Source organism: Sphingopyxis sp. CR5, assembly GCF_059693785.1.
Map to the genome: position 1 here is coordinate 87,692 of NZ_JCATIE010000008.1, position 18,093 is coordinate 105,784.

General features: G+C 66.4%; 21 protein-coding genes. 7 read left to right on the forward strand and 14 right to left on the reverse strand.

Translation table 11 applies throughout. The features are described 5' to 3' along the window. Positions 1 to 437: 437 nt before the first annotated feature. The 4 genes from AC58D2_RS13550 to AC58D2_RS13565 all read left to right on the forward strand — a co-directional run bounded on the left by AC58D2_RS13550 (position 438) and on the right by AC58D2_RS13565 (position 2,465). A complete protein-coding gene (locus tag AC58D2_RS13550; RefSeq protein ID WP_497391182.1) occupies positions 438 to 1,424 on the forward strand; it encodes a response regulator transcription factor in 987 nt (328 codons plus the stop codon). Positions 1,425 to 1,472: 48 nt separating this feature from the next. Then, positions 1,473 to 1,940, forward strand: a complete 468-nt coding sequence (locus tag AC58D2_RS13555; RefSeq protein WP_497391184.1) for a hypothetical protein — start codon at positions 1,473 to 1,475, stop codon at positions 1,938 to 1,940. After that, positions 1,933 to 2,181, forward strand: a complete 249-nt coding sequence (locus AC58D2_RS13560) for a hypothetical protein (RefSeq protein WP_497391186.1) — start codon at positions 1,933 to 1,935, stop codon at positions 2,179 to 2,181. The genes AC58D2_RS13555 and AC58D2_RS13560 overlap by 8 nt, the downstream gene beginning before the upstream one ends. Before the next feature lie 80 nt (positions 2,182 to 2,261). After that, complete coding sequence (locus tag AC58D2_RS13565) at positions 2,262 to 2,465, forward strand: hypothetical protein (RefSeq protein WP_497391188.1); 204 nt, start codon at positions 2,262 to 2,264, stop codon at positions 2,463 to 2,465. Here AC58D2_RS13565 and AC58D2_RS13570 read toward each other — a convergent pair. The 14 genes from AC58D2_RS13570 to AC58D2_RS13635 all read right to left on the reverse strand — a co-directional run bounded on the left by AC58D2_RS13570 (position 2,462) and on the right by AC58D2_RS13635 (position 16,006). Then, a complete protein-coding gene (locus AC58D2_RS13570; protein ID WP_497391190.1) occupies positions 2,462 to 2,989 on the reverse strand; it encodes a winged helix DNA-binding protein in 528 nt (175 codons plus the stop codon). The two genes, AC58D2_RS13565 and AC58D2_RS13570, sit on opposite strands and share 4 nt — an antisense overlap. Before the next feature lie 274 nt (positions 2,990 to 3,263). Further along, on the reverse strand, positions 3,264 to 3,947 hold the full coding sequence (locus AC58D2_RS13575) for a hypothetical protein (protein WP_497391192.1): 684 nt from the start codon (positions 3,945 to 3,947) through the stop codon (positions 3,264 to 3,266). Beyond that, entirely contained in the window at positions 3,947 to 4,177 is a 231-nt protein-coding gene (locus tag AC58D2_RS13580; RefSeq protein WP_497391194.1) for a DUF2274 domain-containing protein, read from the reverse strand. Before AC58D2_RS13580 ends, AC58D2_RS13575 begins: the two co-directional genes overlap by 1 nt. Then, complete coding sequence (locus tag AC58D2_RS13585) at positions 4,174 to 5,403, reverse strand: TraB/TrbI/VirB10 family type IV secretion system protein (RefSeq protein WP_497391196.1); 1,230 nt, start codon at positions 5,401 to 5,403, stop codon at positions 4,174 to 4,176. The genes AC58D2_RS13580 and AC58D2_RS13585 overlap by 4 nt, the downstream gene beginning before the upstream one ends. Beyond that, a complete protein-coding gene (trbG, locus tag AC58D2_RS13590; protein WP_497391198.1) occupies positions 5,400 to 6,218 on the reverse strand; it encodes a P-type conjugative transfer protein TrbG in 819 nt (272 codons plus the stop codon). Before trbG ends, AC58D2_RS13585 begins: the two co-directional genes overlap by 4 nt. Continuing rightward, positions 6,215 to 7,027: a conjugal transfer protein TrbF gene (gene trbF / locus AC58D2_RS13595; RefSeq protein WP_497391200.1), complete on the reverse strand. Its 813-nt coding sequence runs from the start codon at positions 7,025 to 7,027 to the stop codon at positions 6,215 to 6,217. The genes trbG and trbF overlap by 4 nt, the downstream gene beginning before the upstream one ends. Positions 7,028 to 7,031: 4 nt before the next feature. Further along, the gene (gene trbL / locus AC58D2_RS13600) at positions 7,032 to 8,351 is read right to left on the reverse strand and encodes a P-type conjugative transfer protein TrbL (protein WP_497391202.1); all 1,320 of its coding nucleotides are present in this window, start codon (positions 8,349 to 8,351) and stop codon (positions 7,032 to 7,034) included. A 218-nt stretch (positions 8,352 to 8,569) separates the two neighbouring features. Then, the gene (gene trbJ, locus AC58D2_RS13605; protein ID WP_497391203.1) at positions 8,570 to 9,313 is read right to left on the reverse strand and encodes a P-type conjugative transfer protein TrbJ; all 744 of its coding nucleotides are present in this window, start codon (positions 9,311 to 9,313) and stop codon (positions 8,570 to 8,572) included. Continuing rightward, positions 9,313 to 11,781, reverse strand: coding sequence for a conjugal transfer protein TrbE (trbE, locus tag AC58D2_RS13610; RefSeq protein WP_497391205.1), 2,469 nt, complete (start codon positions 11,779 to 11,781; stop codon positions 9,313 to 9,315). The genes trbJ and trbE overlap by 1 nt, the downstream gene beginning before the upstream one ends. Before the next feature lie 10 nt (positions 11,782 to 11,791). After that, positions 11,792 to 12,055 (reverse strand): VirB3 family type IV secretion system protein, encoded by a 264-nt coding sequence (locus AC58D2_RS13615; RefSeq protein WP_497391207.1) that lies wholly within the window; start codon positions 12,053 to 12,055, stop codon positions 11,792 to 11,794. Continuing rightward, positions 12,052 to 12,417 carry a TrbC/VirB2 family type IV secretion system protein gene (locus AC58D2_RS13620; protein WP_497391209.1) on the reverse strand — a complete coding sequence of 122 codons (366 nt, stop codon included), beginning with the start codon at positions 12,415 to 12,417 and terminating at the stop codon, positions 12,052 to 12,054. Before AC58D2_RS13620 ends, AC58D2_RS13615 begins: the two co-directional genes overlap by 4 nt. Before the next feature lie 12 nt (positions 12,418 to 12,429). Beyond that, positions 12,430 to 13,374 carry a P-type conjugative transfer ATPase TrbB gene (trbB, locus tag AC58D2_RS13625; RefSeq protein ID WP_497391406.1) on the reverse strand — a complete coding sequence of 315 codons (945 nt, stop codon included), beginning with the start codon at positions 13,372 to 13,374 and terminating at the stop codon, positions 12,430 to 12,432. A 110-nt stretch (positions 13,375 to 13,484) separates the two neighbouring features. Then, positions 13,485 to 13,904: a CopG family transcriptional regulator gene (locus tag AC58D2_RS13630; RefSeq protein WP_497391211.1), complete on the reverse strand. Its 420-nt coding sequence runs from the start codon at positions 13,902 to 13,904 to the stop codon at positions 13,485 to 13,487. A 68-nt stretch (positions 13,905 to 13,972) separates the two neighbouring features. Beyond that, positions 13,973 to 16,006: a conjugal transfer protein TraG gene (locus AC58D2_RS13635; RefSeq protein WP_497391213.1), complete on the reverse strand. Its 2,034-nt coding sequence runs from the start codon at positions 16,004 to 16,006 to the stop codon at positions 13,973 to 13,975. Between the two features lie 207 nt (positions 16,007 to 16,213). Between AC58D2_RS13635 and AC58D2_RS13640 the strand changes: the two genes are divergently transcribed. The 3 genes from AC58D2_RS13640 (at position 16,214) to AC58D2_RS13650 (ending at position 17,756) form a co-directional block, all read left to right on the forward strand. Continuing rightward, a complete protein-coding gene (locus AC58D2_RS13640; RefSeq protein WP_497391215.1) occupies positions 16,214 to 16,393 on the forward strand; it encodes a DUF6771 family protein in 180 nt (59 codons plus the stop codon). A 251-nt stretch (positions 16,394 to 16,644) separates the two neighbouring features. Further along, the gene (locus tag AC58D2_RS13645) at positions 16,645 to 17,148 is read left to right on the forward strand and encodes a hypothetical protein (RefSeq protein ID WP_497391217.1); all 504 of its coding nucleotides are present in this window, start codon (positions 16,645 to 16,647) and stop codon (positions 17,146 to 17,148) included. Continuing rightward, positions 17,145 to 17,756 (forward strand): class I SAM-dependent methyltransferase, encoded by a 612-nt coding sequence (locus AC58D2_RS13650; RefSeq protein WP_497391408.1) that lies wholly within the window; start codon positions 17,145 to 17,147, stop codon positions 17,754 to 17,756. The genes AC58D2_RS13645 and AC58D2_RS13650 overlap by 4 nt, the downstream gene beginning before the upstream one ends. The last annotated feature ends 337 nt before the right edge of the window (positions 17,757 to 18,093 follow it).

Genomic DNA, 18,093 nt, shown 5'->3' on the forward strand with positions numbered 1-18,093 from the left:
CGCGTGAAAATCCATAGCGCAGACTGATCAACGCCCCTTTGCGACGGCTACGTCTCGCGACCCATCGGCCGATAACAGCAGGCCGGCTTTGAGCCAGGTCACACAAAGGCAGATGTCCCGACTTGGCCCGCCGCGCTCATGTGTCCACAGGGATATGAGTGCGAGTGTCGAGGTGGAGATCGAGAATCCTGCCCTGCAAATCACGCTTTGGGCATTCGCAAGCGCCCGCCCCTGTCGCGTCGCGTCTGCAGCCGAGATTAGGCGGGGAACGTCATTTTTCCGCTACGGAATCCTTAAATACGCAATAGATAACAATGCTGTAAATCTATGCTGCGCCAGCCGCGAGAAAAAATGGTTTCGACCAACTTAACTACAGCCTAAGTGACTTGAGGGACCACCGTATAGGAACGGGAGACTGTTTGTGGGGGTCGGACGATATGCCTAGAGAATATGAAGACCGGGACCAACCCGGCAGTGGACTGCAACGACTCAACGCCGGTGAACGCGCGTGCCTCAAGCTGGTCGGCGAAGGCAAATCCTCCAAACAGATCGGACGCGCGCTCGATCTCTCGCCTCATACAATCGACGACCGAGTGCGCTCCGCTTGCGAAAAGCTGGGAGCAAGTAATCGCGCCGAGGCGGCCAAAATCTATTGGTCCGAAGTTTCAACAGATAATACAGCATCTTATGGTGAGACCTCAAAATTGAGGTATGAAAATTCGGGGATTCCGGACGCTGCGAATTCACGCAACAAGAAGCCGTCGACGGGGGAAAGCGACGGCTCCGACGAATATGACCGCGAACGACTTCGCAGGCTGGTTTCTCTTGCAGATTCCCGCCGGGGGAAGATGCGGTCGAAGGATAGCCATCCGATCGCTACATTCTTTTGGGGCACCAACAAGCTTCACGCGGGACGGCGCATTCTCGTCATTCTTGCCATCGCATTCGGCTTTGTCGTGGCGCTCGGCACGGTAGTCAACGGTTTGAGCCTTCTTTCCGATATGCTTGACGCCCCGGAGGGGGCCGTCTCCGAGCGGGACGGTCGAGGGAGTAAAAATATGCTCAAGGAACGTCTCGCTGCGGCGAACAAGGTCGCAACCGAACTCTCCGAAGCCGAAGCTGCGGTCGATCTTGCGATCGCCAGGATCGGCGCTTTGGTCAATTCGCTGCCCAACGCCCAGGCGGCCGTCAAACTCTCGCCGGTGGTCGGCGACACTGCTTATGACCATATCCAAGGCACGGTGGCGTCGCTTTTCGCCGCCAGGTCCAAGCTGGTCGCCTTTCATCATGAAATGGACGGCATCAAGAATCATCTCGGGCTTCGCAATTTCCGGGTCAGGGCCGCGGGCGACGCCGTGAAGATTCTCGAGCCGCAAGGGCGCAACGACGACGCCGTCGCCGCCTCCGACGCGCAGGCGGCCTGACCCGACATATCCCCAGGTCGTGCGACATTATAAGAAGGACGATCGTCCATGATCTGGGGCTATATCTTCATAGCGCTGATTTTCGCCGCCACCGGTTATGTTCTCTACGCAGGCGACCGGGACGCCCGGCTTGCCATACTCACGCTGGTCGGCGCTTCAGCGCTCACTGTCCTGACGGTCTATATCTCGGGCCAATATTATGAGACGGCGAACGGTCTGGTCGCTTTGGTGGACTTCCTCCTCTTCGGAGCGTTTTTGTGGCTGGCGCTGGCCAGTCGCCGCTACTGGACACTTTGCCTTCCCGCTCTTCAACTGATTGTCTGCCTCACTCATATTGCCAAATTCCTCGCGCCGGACATCCTCCCGCGCGCCTATGTGGCCGGTCAGGGCCATTGGTCCTATTACCAGATCATCCTGATCGTGATGGCAGCCCATATGCACAGGACGCGCCGAAGACTCCTTCGGGAATGGATGCGCAGCCGCAGACCGTCAAAGGACGGAATTCACAATGTTTGACCCTGATAGAGAGAAGCCGTCGGCGGACTATTTGTTGCGCGCAATGGCGATCATGAAGAGTATGGATGCGGGCGCGAACCTCATTTCGGAGATATCCCATGCGACGGCGCTGCCGGTGACCACCGTCATCCGGACCGCGGCCATCCTGGCCGATGACCGCATCATCAAAGCGACCCTTGTCGGAAGCGATGTAGAGCTGTCGTTTATCCGCCGCGGACCGCTGCCCCAACCTGGGACCTAAATCCGGTTTCCCCGCCCGCTTGCATCTGTTAAGCGGCTGCGCCTCTTCCGCGAAGGAGGGCGAGGCAGCGAGGGGAAACCATGGCTGACAGCGAGCAAGACAAGATTGCCATCCGTGCCGTCAGGGACCAGTTGCGGGTCGCGCTCGCCGAACTCGACCGGCTGGAAATCCGGATGGCGGGCAATGAGGTCAATGCCGCGATCGAGGTCCTGAACGACCGTCTCGGCGAACACACCGATCCGGCCGACATCGAGCGGCTGCAGCACCGCCACTTTTCCAACTAGTCTTCGATATCGTCGAAATATTCGTCCATCTTTGCGCGCGCCGTATCGCTCATGGCGAGAAATATCCTCCGGCCGTCATGCGGATCCTGCGATCGCACGAGATGGCCTTCCTCCTCCAGCGTCTTTATCCAGCGCAGCGCCGTGGTCGCCGGAACCGCCGCGGCAATGCACAGGCTCGAGACCGAAACCTTCTGCCTTTCATAATGTGCCGCATAGAGGTCGAGGAGCATATCCCAGCCGGGATCGGCGAGGAGGTAGGAAGGAAACTGCCGCTCGCGCTTGCGGCGATCCCGGATGATCTGCCGGACCATTCGCGCACGCGCGCGGTCGAACGACACCGGCCCCGGTTGCGGCATGGCAACAGGCGGCACATGAGACCATCGTTCCACGACGGAATTTATGCCGCCATGCGCGACGCCATCTCGCGCCGCCATTTGCGACACGAGGCTGGTCAGCCGGGCCACTTCGGCCTCGATCATCTGAAGCTTGTCTTGTGCGCCCGAGTCCCCCGAAGCTCCGCCCATGATTGCATGCATTAGTCTACCCCCCGTGCTTGCAACGACGGCATCAACATGCCCCAGTTTGAATGTGGTTACTGCTTATTAATCGTCCGAACCGGACCGCGATCGCAGCCAAACTGGCAGTAATTGACTTCCGCCCATCGCACCATCGCGACCAAAAGCGAGGACATGATAGCATGCCGTCTCGGACACCGGATTAGAAGGGACGTCCAAAAAGGCGGTCAGAATGACACCATAGCGGTGACATTCGAAGGCCGTCCGCGCTCCTCTATGCTCATTACCTGCAGCGTTTCGGCATCGAGGAACGGGGAGCAAGGCTCGCGATTTCGTCTCGCGAGAGCCAGCCTTCGACATCGGCTTGCCGCCTCGCGAGATCGAGCGGCGGTAGCGCCTCGGCAAACCGCGACACGCCCGATCCGTCGAAGCTGTCGGCGCCGGCTGCCGCGCAAAGACGGATACGCCGCGCGCTGTTGACCCGGCCGACGTGACATGTTGCGCCGCGCGCGTGTGCGAACCGTGCCCACCCCGCCATCGTCGCCAGCTTCCATTCGGTATTGCCGCCGACGAAGATTCCGACGCGCGGCCCCACCAGGTCGCGGACATGCCCTGGCACGATGCCGTTCTGGACGGCAACCATGAAGCGCGCCTCGGCAAGGGAACGACGATTGCAGAGCCGGGCGAGCCAGGTTCGCGAGAATTTCAGCGATGCCATGCCGCCCATGACGATGTCGGGCACGACGATCCAATCCGCGTCGGCGCCGAGCCGGGCAATAGCGCGCTCGAACGCGGCTTCGTCGAACGGCTCGCCGCGCTGGAACGAGGTCCACGCGCCGTTGTCGAGAGCGTAGCGGAAACCTTCCGTCCGTAGCGCACCACGCGCCGATACCATCAGCCTCCACCCGGCGCGGCGCGGCGCATCGAGGTTGCGGCGCGTACCGGTACGCGAAGCATAAGCTATCATCATCCCCCCTTTCCGCTCCGTTCGCGGCGCAACCGCTGGAACGCGCGGTCATTGTCGAGAAAGGCCGCCAGTATCGCCGGGATCAGGTCGGCGACGGATTCTTCGCGGCCATATTGCTCGCGATAGAAGGCGGCATATTCGGCGATGCACGCGTTAAGGTCGGGCATGAGGTGGATTATGAGCTTGACCGGCGTTCGATCGGGCAATTGCCTGAGGCTGATACCGGTCATCGTCGATCCCCCCGCGCCTGCCAGGGCCGCAATATGATATCGCTGTGAACGACGACGCGAAGCGGCCAGCCGGGACGCACGCGCAAGGTCGGCGGAATCTCGAGATTGCGCGCGACAAGCTGGTCGCCGGCGCGCGCGCCGCCCTGCTGCGCGGATTCGCGAACCGCGCGGACGAGATCGCTTTCGCTGCTGCCAAAACTCAGCTCGCTGCCGACGCCGAGCAGCGTCGACAGCGCGACGCCCTTCAGGAGCTGCCAGCCATGCCGGTCGACGCGGTCCGCGAGACCGGCATAGCCCCCGGCATCGGTCGCGGGCACATTGTCGATGCGGATCGACGATCCGTCGGGGAGAATGATCCGCTGCCACAAGACAAGCGCGCGGCTTTGCCCGAACGCGATATCGCTGTCGTAGCGGCCGATCAGCCGCGACCCTTGCGGGATCAGCAGCGACTGCCCCGTGACGCTGTCGTAGACATTTTCGGTGACCTGCGCAGTGACCAGCCCCGGCAGGTCGGAGTTAAGGCCGGTGACCAGACTCGCGGCGATGATGCTGCCCGCCTGCAAGGTCCAGGGCGAAGCGGGCGTGGTCAACCTGTGCGGATTGGTGTCGGCGCCGTCATTGGCGCCCCCGATCGGTGCCGCCCTGGCTATCTGTCCGTCGGCGCCGGGCGCCGTCCCCGCCGGTGGCGGCGGCAGCCCCTCAGGGGTAGCCGCCGCCACCGAAGCCGTCGCGGTCGGCGACCTCCCCGCCTCGCCGCCTGCTCGCATCATGACGCCTGATTCCCGCGCCGCGCGCGCTTCGGCAACAAGGCGCTGGCGCTCGGTTTCGGCTTCCTGCGCCGCGCGCCGCGCCGCCTCGTCGGCCGGCTCGCCTAGCGCCATTCCCGTCCGGCGCTGATGATCGAGGATCGGTCTTCCAAGGTCGCCGGGGAGCGGCGGCCCGAGCAGCGGAACATCGCCATAGCTCGCCGGAGCACCCGCCAGCGCGTCGGGCGGCGCCTTCGCGTTCAGCACCTTGTCGTCGCTCGCCGCGACGAGCGCGAGCGACGCGGGTTTGAGTGCCAGCCACGCGGCCCCGGCGATCGCGACCGATCCGGCGGCGGCGACGCCGACGATCGCGCCGCGGCGGAAGCGGGTCACGCGCCCCGGCGCGCCGCGCAGCACCAGCGTCTCGGGGTCGACCTTGGCGGGCGGTGCGCCGGCAGGCGGATGCAGAGGCTCGGTCATTGGCCCTTCCTCCGCTTGGGCCGGACGCTCGCTATCCGCACGACCTGCTGCTTCTTGCCGCCGAGGCGCAGTTCGGCAGCGCCGAACAGCCGGTCGACGACATAATAGCGCCCCGCGACGCGGTAGTTGACGAGTTGGGCTTCGCCCTCGTCGCCGATCACGAACAAGGGCGGCGCCTCGCCCACCGCAATCGACGGCGCGAACTCGATGAAGGTCTGCCGTCCGTCATCGAAAGCGCGCAAGGGCCGCCATGCCGGCTTGTCGCCCGTAATCGCGTAATCGAAATTGAGATGTTCGACCGCGAGCCCCGACGCAATCGGGCGCGCCGCCATGGCAGCGGCCTCCCGGCGCTGCAGCGCAATCAACTCGTCGTGCGGATAGCGCCATTGGAGCGCCGCCATCGCGCCGCTGGCGCGGCTTTCGAGTTCGAGACGATAGACGCGGCGGTCGGTCGTGATGATCAGGTTGGTGCGAAGCCCGGCGGAATAGGGTTTCACCAATATATGCGTGCGCTTTTCCTCGCCGCTCCCGCTCGTCGTGTCGCCGACGGTCCAGCGCAGCGTGTCGCCGGCGGCGACCGACGTCAGCGCCTCGCCGGGCTGCAACGCGATATCGGTGACGCGCCCGGGCGCGGCATAGAGCCGGTAAAGCGCGCCCTCGGCATAGGGATAGACCTGCACCGCATCGACATAGCCCGCGCGCGACGGCTCGCGCAGCGCGGCCTTGTTCGCGGCCGCCACGGCCCCGGGGGGCTGGGCCGAAGCAGGAAGGACAAGCGACAGCACGCTCGCCGACAGGAGAAGGATGCGGATCATGGCTGGCTCCTTTCGAGCGGATCGAGGAGGGTAGACGGAATGCGACCGGCATCGGCCGGCGGGCCGGGCGGCAGGATTTCGCCCGGCGCCGGCATCGCCTGCGCGGGGCCCACGCGATCCGCGGGGGTTTCGAGCTCGCGGCTCCAGTCGATCGCATCGACATAAAGACCGAGCGGGTTCTTCCGCAGCACATCGGCCGACCGCGGTGGCTGCAGCTTGACGGTCAGCATCGCGGTCCAGCGCGACGTTCCGGCAAGGCTACCGCGCTCATAGGCCTGCTCGGTCCATTTGACCTGGAAACTGCGCTCCGACGCGCGCACGACGCTCGTCACCTGCACCGACACGGTGCGGCGGCCGACCTCGGCGAACGGATCGGCGCTCCGTGCATATTCGCCGAGAAAGAGCGCGGCGCGCGGCGTCGCGAAATCATAGGCCGCGAGCCAGTTCTCGCGCATCAGCACCGGGTCGAGCGAACGCGCGCGGACGTGCGTGATGAACCTGCCAAGGTGCCAGGCGATCTGCGGATCGGTCGGGCGATACGCCTCTGTCGCAGGGGCGACGCTGCGCGCTTCGCCCAGGCGGTCGACCTCGACCACATAGGGAGTGACGCGGCTCTGCACCGACTGCCAGACGAGCCCGCTCGCAAGCCCCGCCGAGAGCAACAGCCCGCCGAGCGCCATGATCCGCCAGTTTCGCGCCTGGACGCGCGCCGAGCCGATCCGCTCGTCCCAGACCTGCGCCGCGCGCTGATAGGGGGTCACCGGCTCGGGCGTGTGCCCGTAGCGCTCGACCGATCGTTTGAACCGCATGACCTCAATCCTCCTTTTCGCTGATTTCGGGGTTGGCGCCGCTGCCGCCGCGATCGCCGCTCGAGAGGGTGTGGATCGCAGCCTGGCGCGCCGAACGGCGCCGCTGGTCGGCTTTCATCGCGCTTGCCCAGGCAGGCGTCTCGGCTGCGGGTCCGGCTTGCGTCGCACTCGCCTGCCCGCCAGCCGTCCGGCTCGTCCCGGCATTCCATGCCGCGTCGCGGCCACGCGCCGCCGCCGCGCCAAGCCCGGTGCGCGCGGCGGCGCCGCGCATCGCCGCGCCCGCCGCGCCGCCGGCGGCGGTGCCGAGACCCGCGAGCCCGGCGCCCACCGATTTCGAACCGCGCACCTCCTGCCCCAAGGACCAGGCGGTGCTTGTGGCGCTGCCCATCGCGGTTCCCGCGCGCACCGCGCCGAGCGCCGCGCCGCCGCCCGCCCGCGCCGCCGCCATGCCGGCGCCGCCCGCGACGACCATCGTGCCCGCCGCCGCGGCCACCGTGCCGACCGCCGCGCCCGCGCCGAGCTGCGGCGCGCCGGCGACGAGCCCCGATGCGATGCCGGGGCCGAAAATGCCGAGACCGAGCAGCGCCAGCGCCGCGAGCGCGAGCGCCATCGCCTGCTCGACGTCGAGGTCGGACCCCGCCGCCCCGCCGAGCATCTCGGAGAAGAGTCCCGAGCCGATACCGACGATGACGCCGAGCACCATCACCTTGACGCCCGAGGTGACGATGCTGCCGAGCACCCGCTCGGCGAGGAAGGCAGTGCGGCCCCAGAGCGCGAAAGGCACGAGGGTAAAGCCCGCGAGGCTCACGAGCTTGAACTCGATGATCGTGATGAAGAGCTGCACCGCGAGGATGAAGAAGGCGAGAATGATAATCACCCAGGCGATCAGCAGCACGGCGATCTGGAGGAAATTGGTGAAGAAGCCGATCGGCCCGACGAGATTTTCGATCTGCTCGATCAGCGGGTGCGCGGCCGCAAACCCCGCGCCGGCGAGCCGCCCCGGTCTCAGCAGATCGTCGGCGCTGATCCCGCCGCCGCCCGCGGTCAGCCCGAGCCCCGCGAAGGAGCGGAAGATGATGTCGGCAAGCGCGGAGAAATTGCCGATGATGAACGCGAAAACACCGACATAGAGGATTTTCTTCAGAAGCTTTGCGATCACGTCATTCTCGCCGCCCATCGCCCAGAACAGCCCGGCAAGCGTGATGTCGATCCCGATGAGAATGGAGGTCAGGAAGGCGATGTCGCCGCCGAGCAGCCCGAAGCCGCTGTCGATGTAGCGGATGAACACATCCATGAAGCGGTCGATGATGTTGAGCTCGTCCATAAGGCAGCACTCGCTTCGAAAGGCGGGTCGACGACACGCGGATTGGCGAAAAGCAGGTCGGCGAAAACTAGGGCGCCGGAAAATGCGACGCCGAGAAACGGATCGCCGAAAGATTGACCGGCACGATCCGCGGGGCCCCGAGGGAGCGGGCGGGACCCCGCGGCGAACGGCGCGCATGAGAGAGGCAGCGCGCGCCGTCCGTGTCGCAAGCCAAGGCGTCAGCGCGGCGGCGAGTAAGCCTTGCCGTCGCCGAGAAAGCGCCGCGTCGCTTCGCGCGATTCGGCCTCGATCTGCGCGGCGCGGGCGCGATCGAGGCTCGCGGCGCGATATTCGGCGGCCATCATCGACTGGAGCTGGAGCTGCTGTTTCGCGGCGAGCGCGAGCAACTGGTTCGTCGCCTGCTGCGACTGGAGGCTGCCTTCGGCGCCGTTCGCGCGCGCCGAGAGCACGCCGAGCAGCCGCGCGTCGCCCTCGACATTGGTGGCGATCCGCGACTGGACCGCCATCGACCGGCGGAAACTCGCCATCGCCGCCTCGAGGCGCGCCTTGGCGTCGGCGACGCGCGACCCGCGGCTTCCAGCCGCAATATCCCTGGGGAAGAGCGCGCCGAGCCGCGCTTCCATCTCGTCCACGCCGAAGCCGATGCCGTCGGCCTGCTTCATCAGCGCCTCGACCTCCTGCAGGTTGGCCTTGAGCGCCTCGAGTTCGGGAAAGTCGAAGCGCTTCAGATTCTTGTCCATCGCCATCAGCATCTGCGCCTCGTTCTGGAGCGACTGGACCTGCTGGTTGATCTGCTGGAGGGTGCGCGCCGCGGTGAGCAGATTCTGCGAATAATTGGCGCTGTCGAACACGGGCACCGCGAGCGCCGGCGCCGCGGGCAAGGCGGTGCCCGCCGCGGCCAGCCCGATCGCAAGCGCGAAGCGGAGCCGCGTCGCCAGAATCTTCGTCTTCGTCTTCGTCATCATCCTTCTCCTTCATGGGGGGCGTCAAAAACCGGAAAGGCGGCAAGCAGGTCGGCGGCCCAGTCGAGCCCCGACGCCGCGAGGAAGGCGCGCGCGAAATCGCCTGCCCCCTCACCGGAGCCCGCGCCGGCACCGCCCGCAAGCACTGCGTCGATGCGCGCCTGCGCGGCGGGTCCCGACGCGCCGCAGAGCGCGAGTGCGACGGGGCCGAGCCCGAGTTCGAAGAGGCGGTTGCCGCGCGAAGACTGCAGATAATAGTGATGCTTGGGGGTCGCTCTTGCGACGATCTCGATCTGCGCTTCGTTGAGCCCGAACGCCTTATAGGCCGCCTCGCTCTGCGGTTCGACCGCGCGATCGTTGGGGAGCAGGATGCGCTGCGGGCAGCTTTCGATGATCGCGGGCGCGATGCTGCTCGACGCGATATCGGCGAGGCTCTGCGTCGCGAAGATCACCGCGACATTGCGCTTGCGCAGGACCTTCAGCCATTCGCGGATGCGCGCCGCGAACAGCGGATTGTCGAGGAACACCCACGCCTCGTCGAGGATAAGCAGGGTCGGGCGCCCGTCGAAGCGCGCGTCGAGCCGGTGGAAGAGATAGGTGAGCACGGGCTCGACGACCCCCGCCTGTCCCATCAGCGCCTCGGTCTCGAAACATTCGATATCGCCGAGCGCGAGCCCGTCCTCGGCGGCGTCGAGCAGGCGCCCGTGCGGCCCTTCCAAAGTGTAGGCGAGCAAGGCGGTCTTGAGCGCGTTCGACTGGAGAAGAAGCGAAAGGCCGGTGAGCGTTCGCTCGGCGGCGGGCGCGCTCGCGAGGCTGCCGAGCGCCGACCAGATCGCGTCCTTGACCTCGGGGGTGACCGCGACCTTCTCGTGCGCGAGCAGCGCGGCGATCCAGTCGGCCGCCCACGCCCGCTCGGCGGGATCGTCGATGTGGCGCAGCGGCTGGAACGCGAGCGCGCCATCACCGCTCCCGAGCGGATGATGCCGCCCACCCATCGCTAGCACCGCGGCGCGCGCCGACCAGCCCTTGTCGAAGATATAGATTTGCGAAGCCGGATAGCGGCGGAACTGCATCGCGATCAGCGCGAGCAGGACCGATTTCCCTGCGCCGGTCGGCCCCGCGACCATCATATGGCCGACGTCGCCGACATGCGTCGAAAGGCGGAACGGGGTCGAACCGCTCGTCTCGGCATGGAGCAGCGGCGGACCGCCGAGATGCTCGTTGCGCGCCGGTCCCGCCCACACCGACGAGAGCGGGACGAGATGCGCGAGATTGAGGCTATGGATGAGCGGCTGGCGGACATTGGCGTAGAGATGCCCGGGCAGGCTCGAGAGCCAGGCTTCGACGGCGTTGACGCTCTCGCGGATGCAGGTGAAGCCGAGCCCGTGGATCACGCGCTCGGCGATGCGCAATTTCTCCTCGCAGCGCGCGCGGTCCGGATCGGACACGGTCACCGTCGCGGTGAAATAGCCGAAGGCGACATGATCGCCGCCGAGCGCCTGGAGCGCGGCATCGGCGTCGACGACCTTGTTGTCGGCGTCGCTGTCGAGCAACTCTGCGGGCTGGTTGTACATCACCTCGCGCAGCAGCGCGGTCACCGACTTTCTTTTGTTGAACCATTGGCGGCGGAGCCTCGTGAGCGTCGACGTCGCCTCGGTCTTGTCGAGCGCGATGAAACGGCTCGCCCAGCGATAGGCGAAATCCTGCCGATTGAGCGCATCGAGGACGCCGGGGCGGCTGAGCGATGGAAAGCCAAGGATCGTCAGGGTGCGAAGATGCTCGCCCCCGAGCATCGGCTCGAGCCCGCCGACAAGCACCGTGTCGGCCAAAATGGCGTCGAGATAGATCGGCGTCTCGGGCACGCGCAGCGCATGGCGCCTCGTCGAGACCGTCCGGTAAAGGAAGGTCAGCGTTTCGCGGTCGTCGAGCGCGCGCACCTCGGGCATGAAAGCCGCGAGCAGATCGGCCGCGCGCTCGGTCTCGGCCGCGAAGGCGGCGAGCGCCGCGCGCCAGTCACGCGTGCCCTCTGCCGCCTCGGGCCGCTCGACGAGCGCCCGCCCTGCGCGGTCGGACTGGTCGGCGGACGGCATCCAGACGAAGGTCAGGTGGAAGCGGCTCTCGAAATGCGCCGCCTCGCTGCCCTCGAAGGCGGCGCGGCGCTCCTCGTCGACGAGCCACGAGGCGGCGTCGGGAAAACGCGAGGCGGGGTAGCCGGGCGCCGGCGTGCGCGCCGCCTCGAAGAAGAGCGCCCAGCCCGACCCGAAACGGCGGAGCATATTGTTCGCACGCGCCGCGGCGCCGACGAGTTCGGCCTCGGTCGCGCTGTCGAGGTCGGGACCGCGAAAGGCGAAGCTGCGCTGGAAGCTCCCGTCCTTGTTGAGAACAATCCCCGGCGCGACGAGCGCCGCCCAAGGGAGATGATCGGCAAGCCGGTCGGTGCGGCGCTTATATTCGGCGAGATTCAGCATGACCGCTCCTTCAGCATCCAAGCTCGCCGCGCTGCCTCAGATGGCGCGCGAGCACCGCCGCGAAATCGGGGTCGCGCTTTGCCGCAAAGACCAGCCCCGTGTGCCCGAGCGCCCAGAGCAGGAGGCCAGCGATCCAGAGCTGGAGCCCAAGCCCCATCGCCGCGGCGAGCGTGCCATTGACGATCGCGAGCCCGCGCGGCGCGCCGCCGAGCAGGATCGGCTCGACCAGCGCGCGGTGCACCGGCACCTCATAGCCTTCGATGTGCCGGTTCATGCGACGAGCGCCCCGCCGCCGAAGCTGAAGAAGGAGAGGAAGAAGCTCGAGGCGGCAAAGGCGATCGAGAGGCCGAAGACGATCTGGATCAGCCGCCGGAAGCCGCCCGCGGTCTCGCCGAAGGCGAGCGTCAGCCCGGTGGTGATGATGATGATCACCGCGACGATCTTGGCGACCGGCCCCTGCACCGACTCGAGCACCTGCTGGAGCGGCTCCTCCCACGGCATGCCCGACCCCGCCGCGAGCGCCGATGCGGCAAGGCAGAGCGCGGCGGACACGCCGGCAGCGAGGCGCAATCCACCGCGCGCGAAAGCCCCTTCGCGATGAACAACGGAACGCAAAGATGGACGACCGGATGACATGGTTCTTCTCCTTCAGGCGGGATCGATCGGATCGATGGGAAGCTCGGCGAGCGCATAGGTGCCGTCGGCGGCGACGCCCTCGATGCGCGCCACCGCGGCGATGCGGCGCGCGAGCCCGCGCCCGGCGATGAAGACGACGAGGTCGATCGCCTCGGCGATCAGCTGCCGCGGCACGGTCGCGACGCTCTCCTCGACGAGTTGCTCGACGCGGGTGAGCGCTGCGGGTGCACTGTTCGCATGGATCGTCGCGATCCCGCCGGGGTGCCCCGTGTTCCACGCTTTCAGCATGTCGAGCGCCTCGGGTCCGCGCACCTCGCCGACGATGATGCGGTCGGGGCGGAGGCGGAGCGTCGAGCGCACGAGGTCGGCCATCGACACACATCCCGCGCGAGTCCGAAGCTCGACGCGGTCGGGCGCGGGGCATTGCAGCTCGCGCGTATCCTCGATCAGGATCACCCGCTCGTCGTGCGACGCCATTTCGGCGAGCAGCGCGTTGGCGAGCGTCGTCTTGCCCGACGAGGTGCCGCCCGCGACGAGAATGTTGCGCCGCTCGGCGACCGCGAGCGCAAGCGCCCTCGCGCATTCGGCGCTGCAGATGCCCGCCGCGACATAATCGGCGAGCGTGAAGACGCGCGCCGCGGGCTTGCGGATCGCGAAACAGGGCGCGGTCGAGACGGGAGGCAGCAGCCCCTCGAACCGCTCGCCCGCGCCCTGCCCGTGCGGCGGCAGTTCGGCCGAGACGATCGGCGCGGCGCCGTGCACCTCGGTCCGCGCATGGCTCGCGACGAGGCGGACGATGCGCTCGACCTGCGCCGCCGCGAGCCGCTCGCCGGTATCGACGCGGCCTTCCCCGAGAATATCGAGGCGTAGCGCCCCGTCGGGATTGACCATCACCTCGATCACCGCCGGATCGGCGAGCGCCTTTGCGATCGCTGGCCCCATCGCCGAGCGCAGCATCGTGCGGCGGCGGTCTTCGCTTTCGGTTATGCCGACGTCCCCGCTCGCGCCGACACGCACGCCATCATCCGACCGGACGCCGCCAGCCGGCACACCAGAAACCGGCACGCTCATGGCGTCACCTCGACCCCGAAGCTGCCCGCGCCGCGCGCAAAGGCTTCGGCGACTTTCATCGTGAAATGCTCGAAGCGTGCGCGGCCTTCGGCACGCGCGACCGCGTCGCCGTCGGCGGCGGGCGGCACCGCGGCGAGCATATAGCGCACGAAGAGCGCGAGCACCTCGATACCGATCTGGCTGTTGCGCTCTATCCGCGCCTGCTGGCGCCCCATCCGATCGAGGCGCGGCGCGAAGCGCGCATCGAGGTCGTTGACCGCCTCGCGGTCGAGCCAGGCGGCGAGCGCCTCGGCGAGGATCGACGATTTGGTGACGCCGGGCCGGCGCGCGAGCGCTTCGAGCCGCTCGCTGAGGTCGGCGGCGAGGAAAAGCTGGTGCCGGACCGCCTCGCTCCGCAGCGCCGAGCGCGCACGCAAGGGCGCACTCGAGGACGCGACTGGGCGCGCGCCGGAACGCTCGCCCTTACGGAGCTTCGTTTCGCCGCTCACAGCCCGAGATCCAACTGGCTGCCGCTGCGGTGCAGCGCCTCGTCGATCGCATGGCCCGCGAGCACCGGCGCGAGCGGCCGCGCGGCGTCGATCAGCCGCTTGTCGGCGGCGGGGTCGACATCCTCGTCGAGACCGAGCGGGTCGCTCGCGGGGGCCACCGTCGGCTCGGCGCGCGTGGCATCGGGAAGCTCGGGCTCGCGCGCCTGCTGGACGCCGCCGCCCGCCCCCTCGCCCTCTTCCTCCTCGCCTGCGCCCAGCCGCGCGTCGACCGGCGCGAGTATGTCATGCCAGTCATGGCCCTGCGCCGGCGGACGGTCGGCAAAATCGCCTTCCAGGAGCGGCGGCGCGGCATCGAGCCGGGTCTTGAAATTGCCGTCCTCATAATAGCGAAGCTTCTTCGCCCGGATCGGCGCGAGACCCGAGACGAGGACAAGCTCCTCATCGGCGGGAAGCTGCATCACCTCGCCCGGGGTCAGCAGCGCGCGCGCCGTCTCCTGCCGGCTGACCATGACATGCGCGAGCCAGGGCGCGAGCCTGTGCCCGGCATAGTTGCGCATCGCGCGCTGTTCGGTCGCGGTCCCCAAAGCGTCCGAAATGCGCTTCGCGGTGCGCTCGTCGTTGGTCGCGAAAGCGATGCGGACATGGCAATTGTCGAGAATCGCATTATTCTCGCCATAGGCCTTCGAAATCTGGTTGAGGGACTGGGCGATCAGAAAGGCGCGGATGCCGTAGCCCGCCATGAAGGCGAGCGCGGTCTCGAAGAAATCGAGCCGCCCCAATGCCGGAAACTCGTCGAGCATCAGCAGCAGCTCGTGACGGCGTACCGTCGACGAACGATCGTCGAGTTTCTCGGTGAGCCGGCGGCCGATCTGGTTGAGGATCAGCCGGACGAGCGGCTTGGTCCGCGAGATGTCCGACGGCGGGATGACGAGATAGAGCGAGCAGGGCCGCTCTGCGGACACAAGATCGCAAATCCGCCAGTCGCAGCCCGACGTCACCGCGGCGACGGTGGGATCGCGGTAGAGCCCGAGGAAGGACATGGCGGTCGAGAGCACGCCCGAGCGCTCATTCTCGCTCTTGTTGAGGAGCTCGCGCCCCGCCGACGCGACCACCGGATGCACGAGCGGCGCCTCGTCGGTCCCCAGATGATTGGTGCGCATCATCGCGGCGAGCGTCGAGACGAAGCTGCGCGAAGGGTCCGACAGGAAGGTCGCGACGCGCGCGAGCGTCTTCTCCTCCTCGGCGTAGAGGATATGCAGGATCGCGCCGACGAGCAGCGCGTGGCTCGTCTTCTCCCAGTGATTGCGCTTCTCGAGCGCGCCTTCGGGATCGACGAGGATGTCGGCGATATTCTGGACGTCGCGCACCTCGTGGACGCCGCGGCGCACCTCGAGCAAAGGATTATAGCGCGCCGAACGCGCATCGGTCGGGTTGAAATAGAGGCAGTGCGAGAAGCGCGAACGCCAGCCCGCGGTCAGCGCCCAATTCTCGCCCTTGATGTCGTGAACCACCGCCGAGCCGGTCCAGGAAAGCAGGGTCGGCACGACGAGCCCGACACCCTTGCCCGAACGCGTCGGCGCGAAGGCCATGACATGCTCGGGTCCGGCGTGGCGGAGATAACGCCCGCGCAGCCGGCCAAGGAAGACGCCGCCGTCGCCGCGCAGGCCCGCCGACGCGATTTCGCGCTCACGCGCCCAGCGCGCCGAACCATAGGTGGTGACGGTCCCGCGCTGCCGCGCGCGCCAGAGCGAACCGCCGATCGCCGACGCGCAGCCGAGAAAGCCGCTCGCGCCGGCAAGCGCCCCCGCCCGGTCGAAGACATGCGGCGCATAGGCCTCATAATGATACCACCAGCCGAACAGCGCCCACGGCCGATAGACGGGAACGCCCCAAACCATAAACCAGGGCGCTCCGAGCGCCGCCTGATAGCCGAGCATTGCCGCCGCCCACTGCGTCGCCGCCCAGACGCCGAGCATCATGATCGCGAATACGATCAATATCTGGCCGACAAGCAATCTGGTGGGGGTCATGCCGGGGCTCCCGCCCGGGCGGATGCGCCGCGAGCTTCGAGCCCTCAAATTCGCGCCGGAAGCCTCAAACTTACATTGTCGCCACGACGCACCGGCGTGCTTCGATGGCGCACGCCCAATCCTGAATTGCAAATTCTCATCGCCGATAGCGCAGCATCCCGCCTCGACACGCTTGCGATCATGTTCTCATTATGTTCCATAGGCCGAATGACCGAAATGAACCCCGACCGAGTCGCAGACGCCCTCCTCGCCGCTCCCGGTTGGGCACGCATTGGCATTACCGCACCGAAGGAAAGTGTGCGTCAGGCGGCAGCGCACGAGCTTGCGCTGACGATCACGCGGCTGTTTGCTGAGATCGATCCGGATCAGTTGCAACTGACCTTGTGAAGCGCGCCTGGAGGCTCACCGGCCGTTACCGCTTCCGCCAGTTCGAAATAATCGCAATCGCATCGGGAGCTGCTGATAGAAGACAGTCGGCTTCTGGCGTTCAATCGTGACAAGCAGGCCGTCACTATGCCCCTCCGCCAAGGACTGCTACCGCCTTAACTCAACTCGAGTACCAAAGGCCAAACAATCGTGGTGAGAACTGGGACAACGCGCAAATCTCCGCCCCTCAATCTCGTGGCCAGGAGGCAAAGGTGACCGATAAGGAAGCTCTCATATATACCCAAAATTGTGAGCAATTTCGATCGCTCAACGGGTTTTTCTGGCAGGTGCCGTTGATCATGATGACGCTGAACGGCGGCCTTTGGTTCTCGGTTGCAAGCCTCGATCTTTCAGAGAGTGCACAGCGGGGAGTGCTCGGCTTTGCCGTCGTCGCCAATATTGTCATGACGTACGGCCTCCACCGTCTGCGGAACGTCATGCAGGGATTACTTCAGGACATTCATAGATTTCAGGGCACTGAAGCGCCGGGAAGGGCGCGCAGCATCCAAATTGCTTTCTCGGGGCTCCTGTTGGTCGCGGCCGCGGGTGCTTTGTGGGTGAGCTGCAACCCTTCGGCCTATTTCATCCGCAAAACAAACGACGCTGCATCGGCAAACGCGGCCTCGACCACGCCCCGACCGGTCTCGGTATTGCATCTCGCGAAGCCGGCCGCCCCTCCGGCGAATGCCCTGCCAGCTTCAAAGCCCGGCCCATGATAGCCCACCTCGCCAGCGCCGAATATTATCACCTCGATGCGGCAGAGCGCGGCGCGCGCTATGCCCGCGCACGCTTTGAGGATATTCACGCCGACATTCTGGACCATCTGCCACCGACCGGGTCCGACATTCTGGACGTTGGCGCCGGGAGCGGCCGCGACGCCGCAGCGCTCGCGGCACGCGGTTATCGGGTTGTGGCCGTAGAGCCCGCGCAGGCGCTCGCGGACTGGGGACGGGCTCATTACCCCGATCACGAGATAATATGGATCGACGATGCACTGCCAGACCTGCCGGTCGTCACCGCGATGCCGCGCCGCTACGCCTTCATTCTTTGCTCTGCTGTCCTCATGCACGTGGCTGCCGACGCGCTCGACCGAAGCGTCGCCACGCTATCGGCGCTTCTGACGCCGCGCGGCCATTTCGCAATGTCGGTGCGCGACCGCGGCTCGCAGGATCCCTCCGCCATCTTTCACAACCATTCGGAAAAGGCTATTCTCGAAGCTGCTAGACGGGCAAATCTTGACCTGGTCCATCGGAGCGAAAACCCCGATCAGTTGGCACGCCCGGATTTCATTTGGCGCGCTTATCTATTTCGCAAGATCGACTAACCGAACGCCGGAAACTTAATAGCTTCCAATATGGATGTGATCTGCACGCCCACTTGCCACGTCCTATGCTTTGCGGATAGCAATTACGCCGGGACGAGGGGAGATGAAGGCTTGCATGCCTTTCCGGAAAATCTCGGGACGGATCGGCTCGGCCGCCATGCGCCTCCCGCGTACAATTGGGCGTGCTCCGAACCACCAAGCGAGCGGCACCGGCGCCGCTTCGAACTTTGATCGCGAGAAAGGCGACACCGATTAAGGCCATGAAGTTAGACTATTTTTATCTCTTGTGGAACTCGGTTGGCATAGCGCCTATCGTCGCGGCTCACGATTGAGAGAT

What these genes read in the sequence shown, in the direction of transcription:
- AC58D2_RS13550 (WP_497391182.1), top strand. Translation starts at nt 438, where the DNA reads ATGCCTAGAGAATATGAAGACCGGGACCAACCCGGCAGTGGACTGCAA.
- AC58D2_RS13555 (WP_497391184.1), top strand. Translation starts at nt 1,473, where the DNA reads ATGATCTGGGGCTATATCTTCATAGCGCTGATTTTCGCCGCCACCGGT.
- AC58D2_RS13560 (WP_497391186.1), top strand. Translation starts at nt 1,933, where the DNA reads ATGTTTGACCCTGATAGAGAGAAGCCGTCGGCGGACTATTTGTTGCGC.
- AC58D2_RS13565 (WP_497391188.1), top strand. Translation starts at nt 2,262, where the DNA reads ATGGCTGACAGCGAGCAAGACAAGATTGCCATCCGTGCCGTCAGGGAC.
- AC58D2_RS13570 (WP_497391190.1), bottom strand. Translation starts at nt 2,989, where the DNA reads ATGGGCGGAGCTTCGGGGGACTCGGGCGCACAAGACAAGCTTCAGATG.
- AC58D2_RS13575 (WP_497391192.1), bottom strand. Translation starts at nt 3,947, where the DNA reads ATGATAGCTTATGCTTCGCGTACCGGTACGCGCCGCAACCTCGATGCG.
- AC58D2_RS13580 (WP_497391194.1), bottom strand. Translation starts at nt 4,177, where the DNA reads ATGACCGGTATCAGCCTCAGGCAATTGCCCGATCGAACGCCGGTCAAG.
- AC58D2_RS13585 (WP_497391196.1), bottom strand. Translation starts at nt 5,403, where the DNA reads ATGACCGAGCCTCTGCATCCGCCTGCCGGCGCACCGCCCGCCAAGGTC.
- trbG (WP_497391198.1), bottom strand. Translation starts at nt 6,218, where the DNA reads ATGATCCGCATCCTTCTCCTGTCGGCGAGCGTGCTGTCGCTTGTCCTT.
- trbF (WP_497391200.1), bottom strand. Translation starts at nt 7,027, where the DNA reads ATGCGGTTCAAACGATCGGTCGAGCGCTACGGGCACACGCCCGAGCCG.
- trbL (WP_497391202.1), bottom strand. Translation starts at nt 8,351, where the DNA reads ATGGACGAGCTCAACATCATCGACCGCTTCATGGATGTGTTCATCCGC.
- trbJ (WP_497391203.1), bottom strand. Translation starts at nt 9,313, where the DNA reads ATGACGAAGACGAAGACGAAGATTCTGGCGACGCGGCTCCGCTTCGCG.
- trbE (WP_497391205.1), bottom strand. Translation starts at nt 11,781, where the DNA reads ATGCTGAATCTCGCCGAATATAAGCGCCGCACCGACCGGCTTGCCGAT.
- AC58D2_RS13615 (WP_497391207.1), bottom strand. Translation starts at nt 12,055, where the DNA reads ATGAACCGGCACATCGAAGGCTATGAGGTGCCGGTGCACCGCGCGCTG.
- AC58D2_RS13620 (WP_497391209.1), bottom strand. Translation starts at nt 12,417, where the DNA reads ATGTCATCCGGTCGTCCATCTTTGCGTTCCGTTGTTCATCGCGAAGGG.
- trbB (WP_497391406.1), bottom strand. Translation starts at nt 13,374, where the DNA reads ATGCTGCGCTCGGCGATGGGGCCAGCGATCGCAAAGGCGCTCGCCGAT.
- AC58D2_RS13635 (WP_497391213.1), bottom strand. Translation starts at nt 16,006, where the DNA reads ATGACCCCCACCAGATTGCTTGTCGGCCAGATATTGATCGTATTCGCG.
- AC58D2_RS13640 (WP_497391215.1), top strand. Translation starts at nt 16,214, where the DNA reads ATGACCGAAATGAACCCCGACCGAGTCGCAGACGCCCTCCTCGCCGCT.
- AC58D2_RS13650 (WP_497391408.1), top strand. Translation starts at nt 17,145, where the DNA reads ATGATAGCCCACCTCGCCAGCGCCGAATATTATCACCTCGATGCGGCA.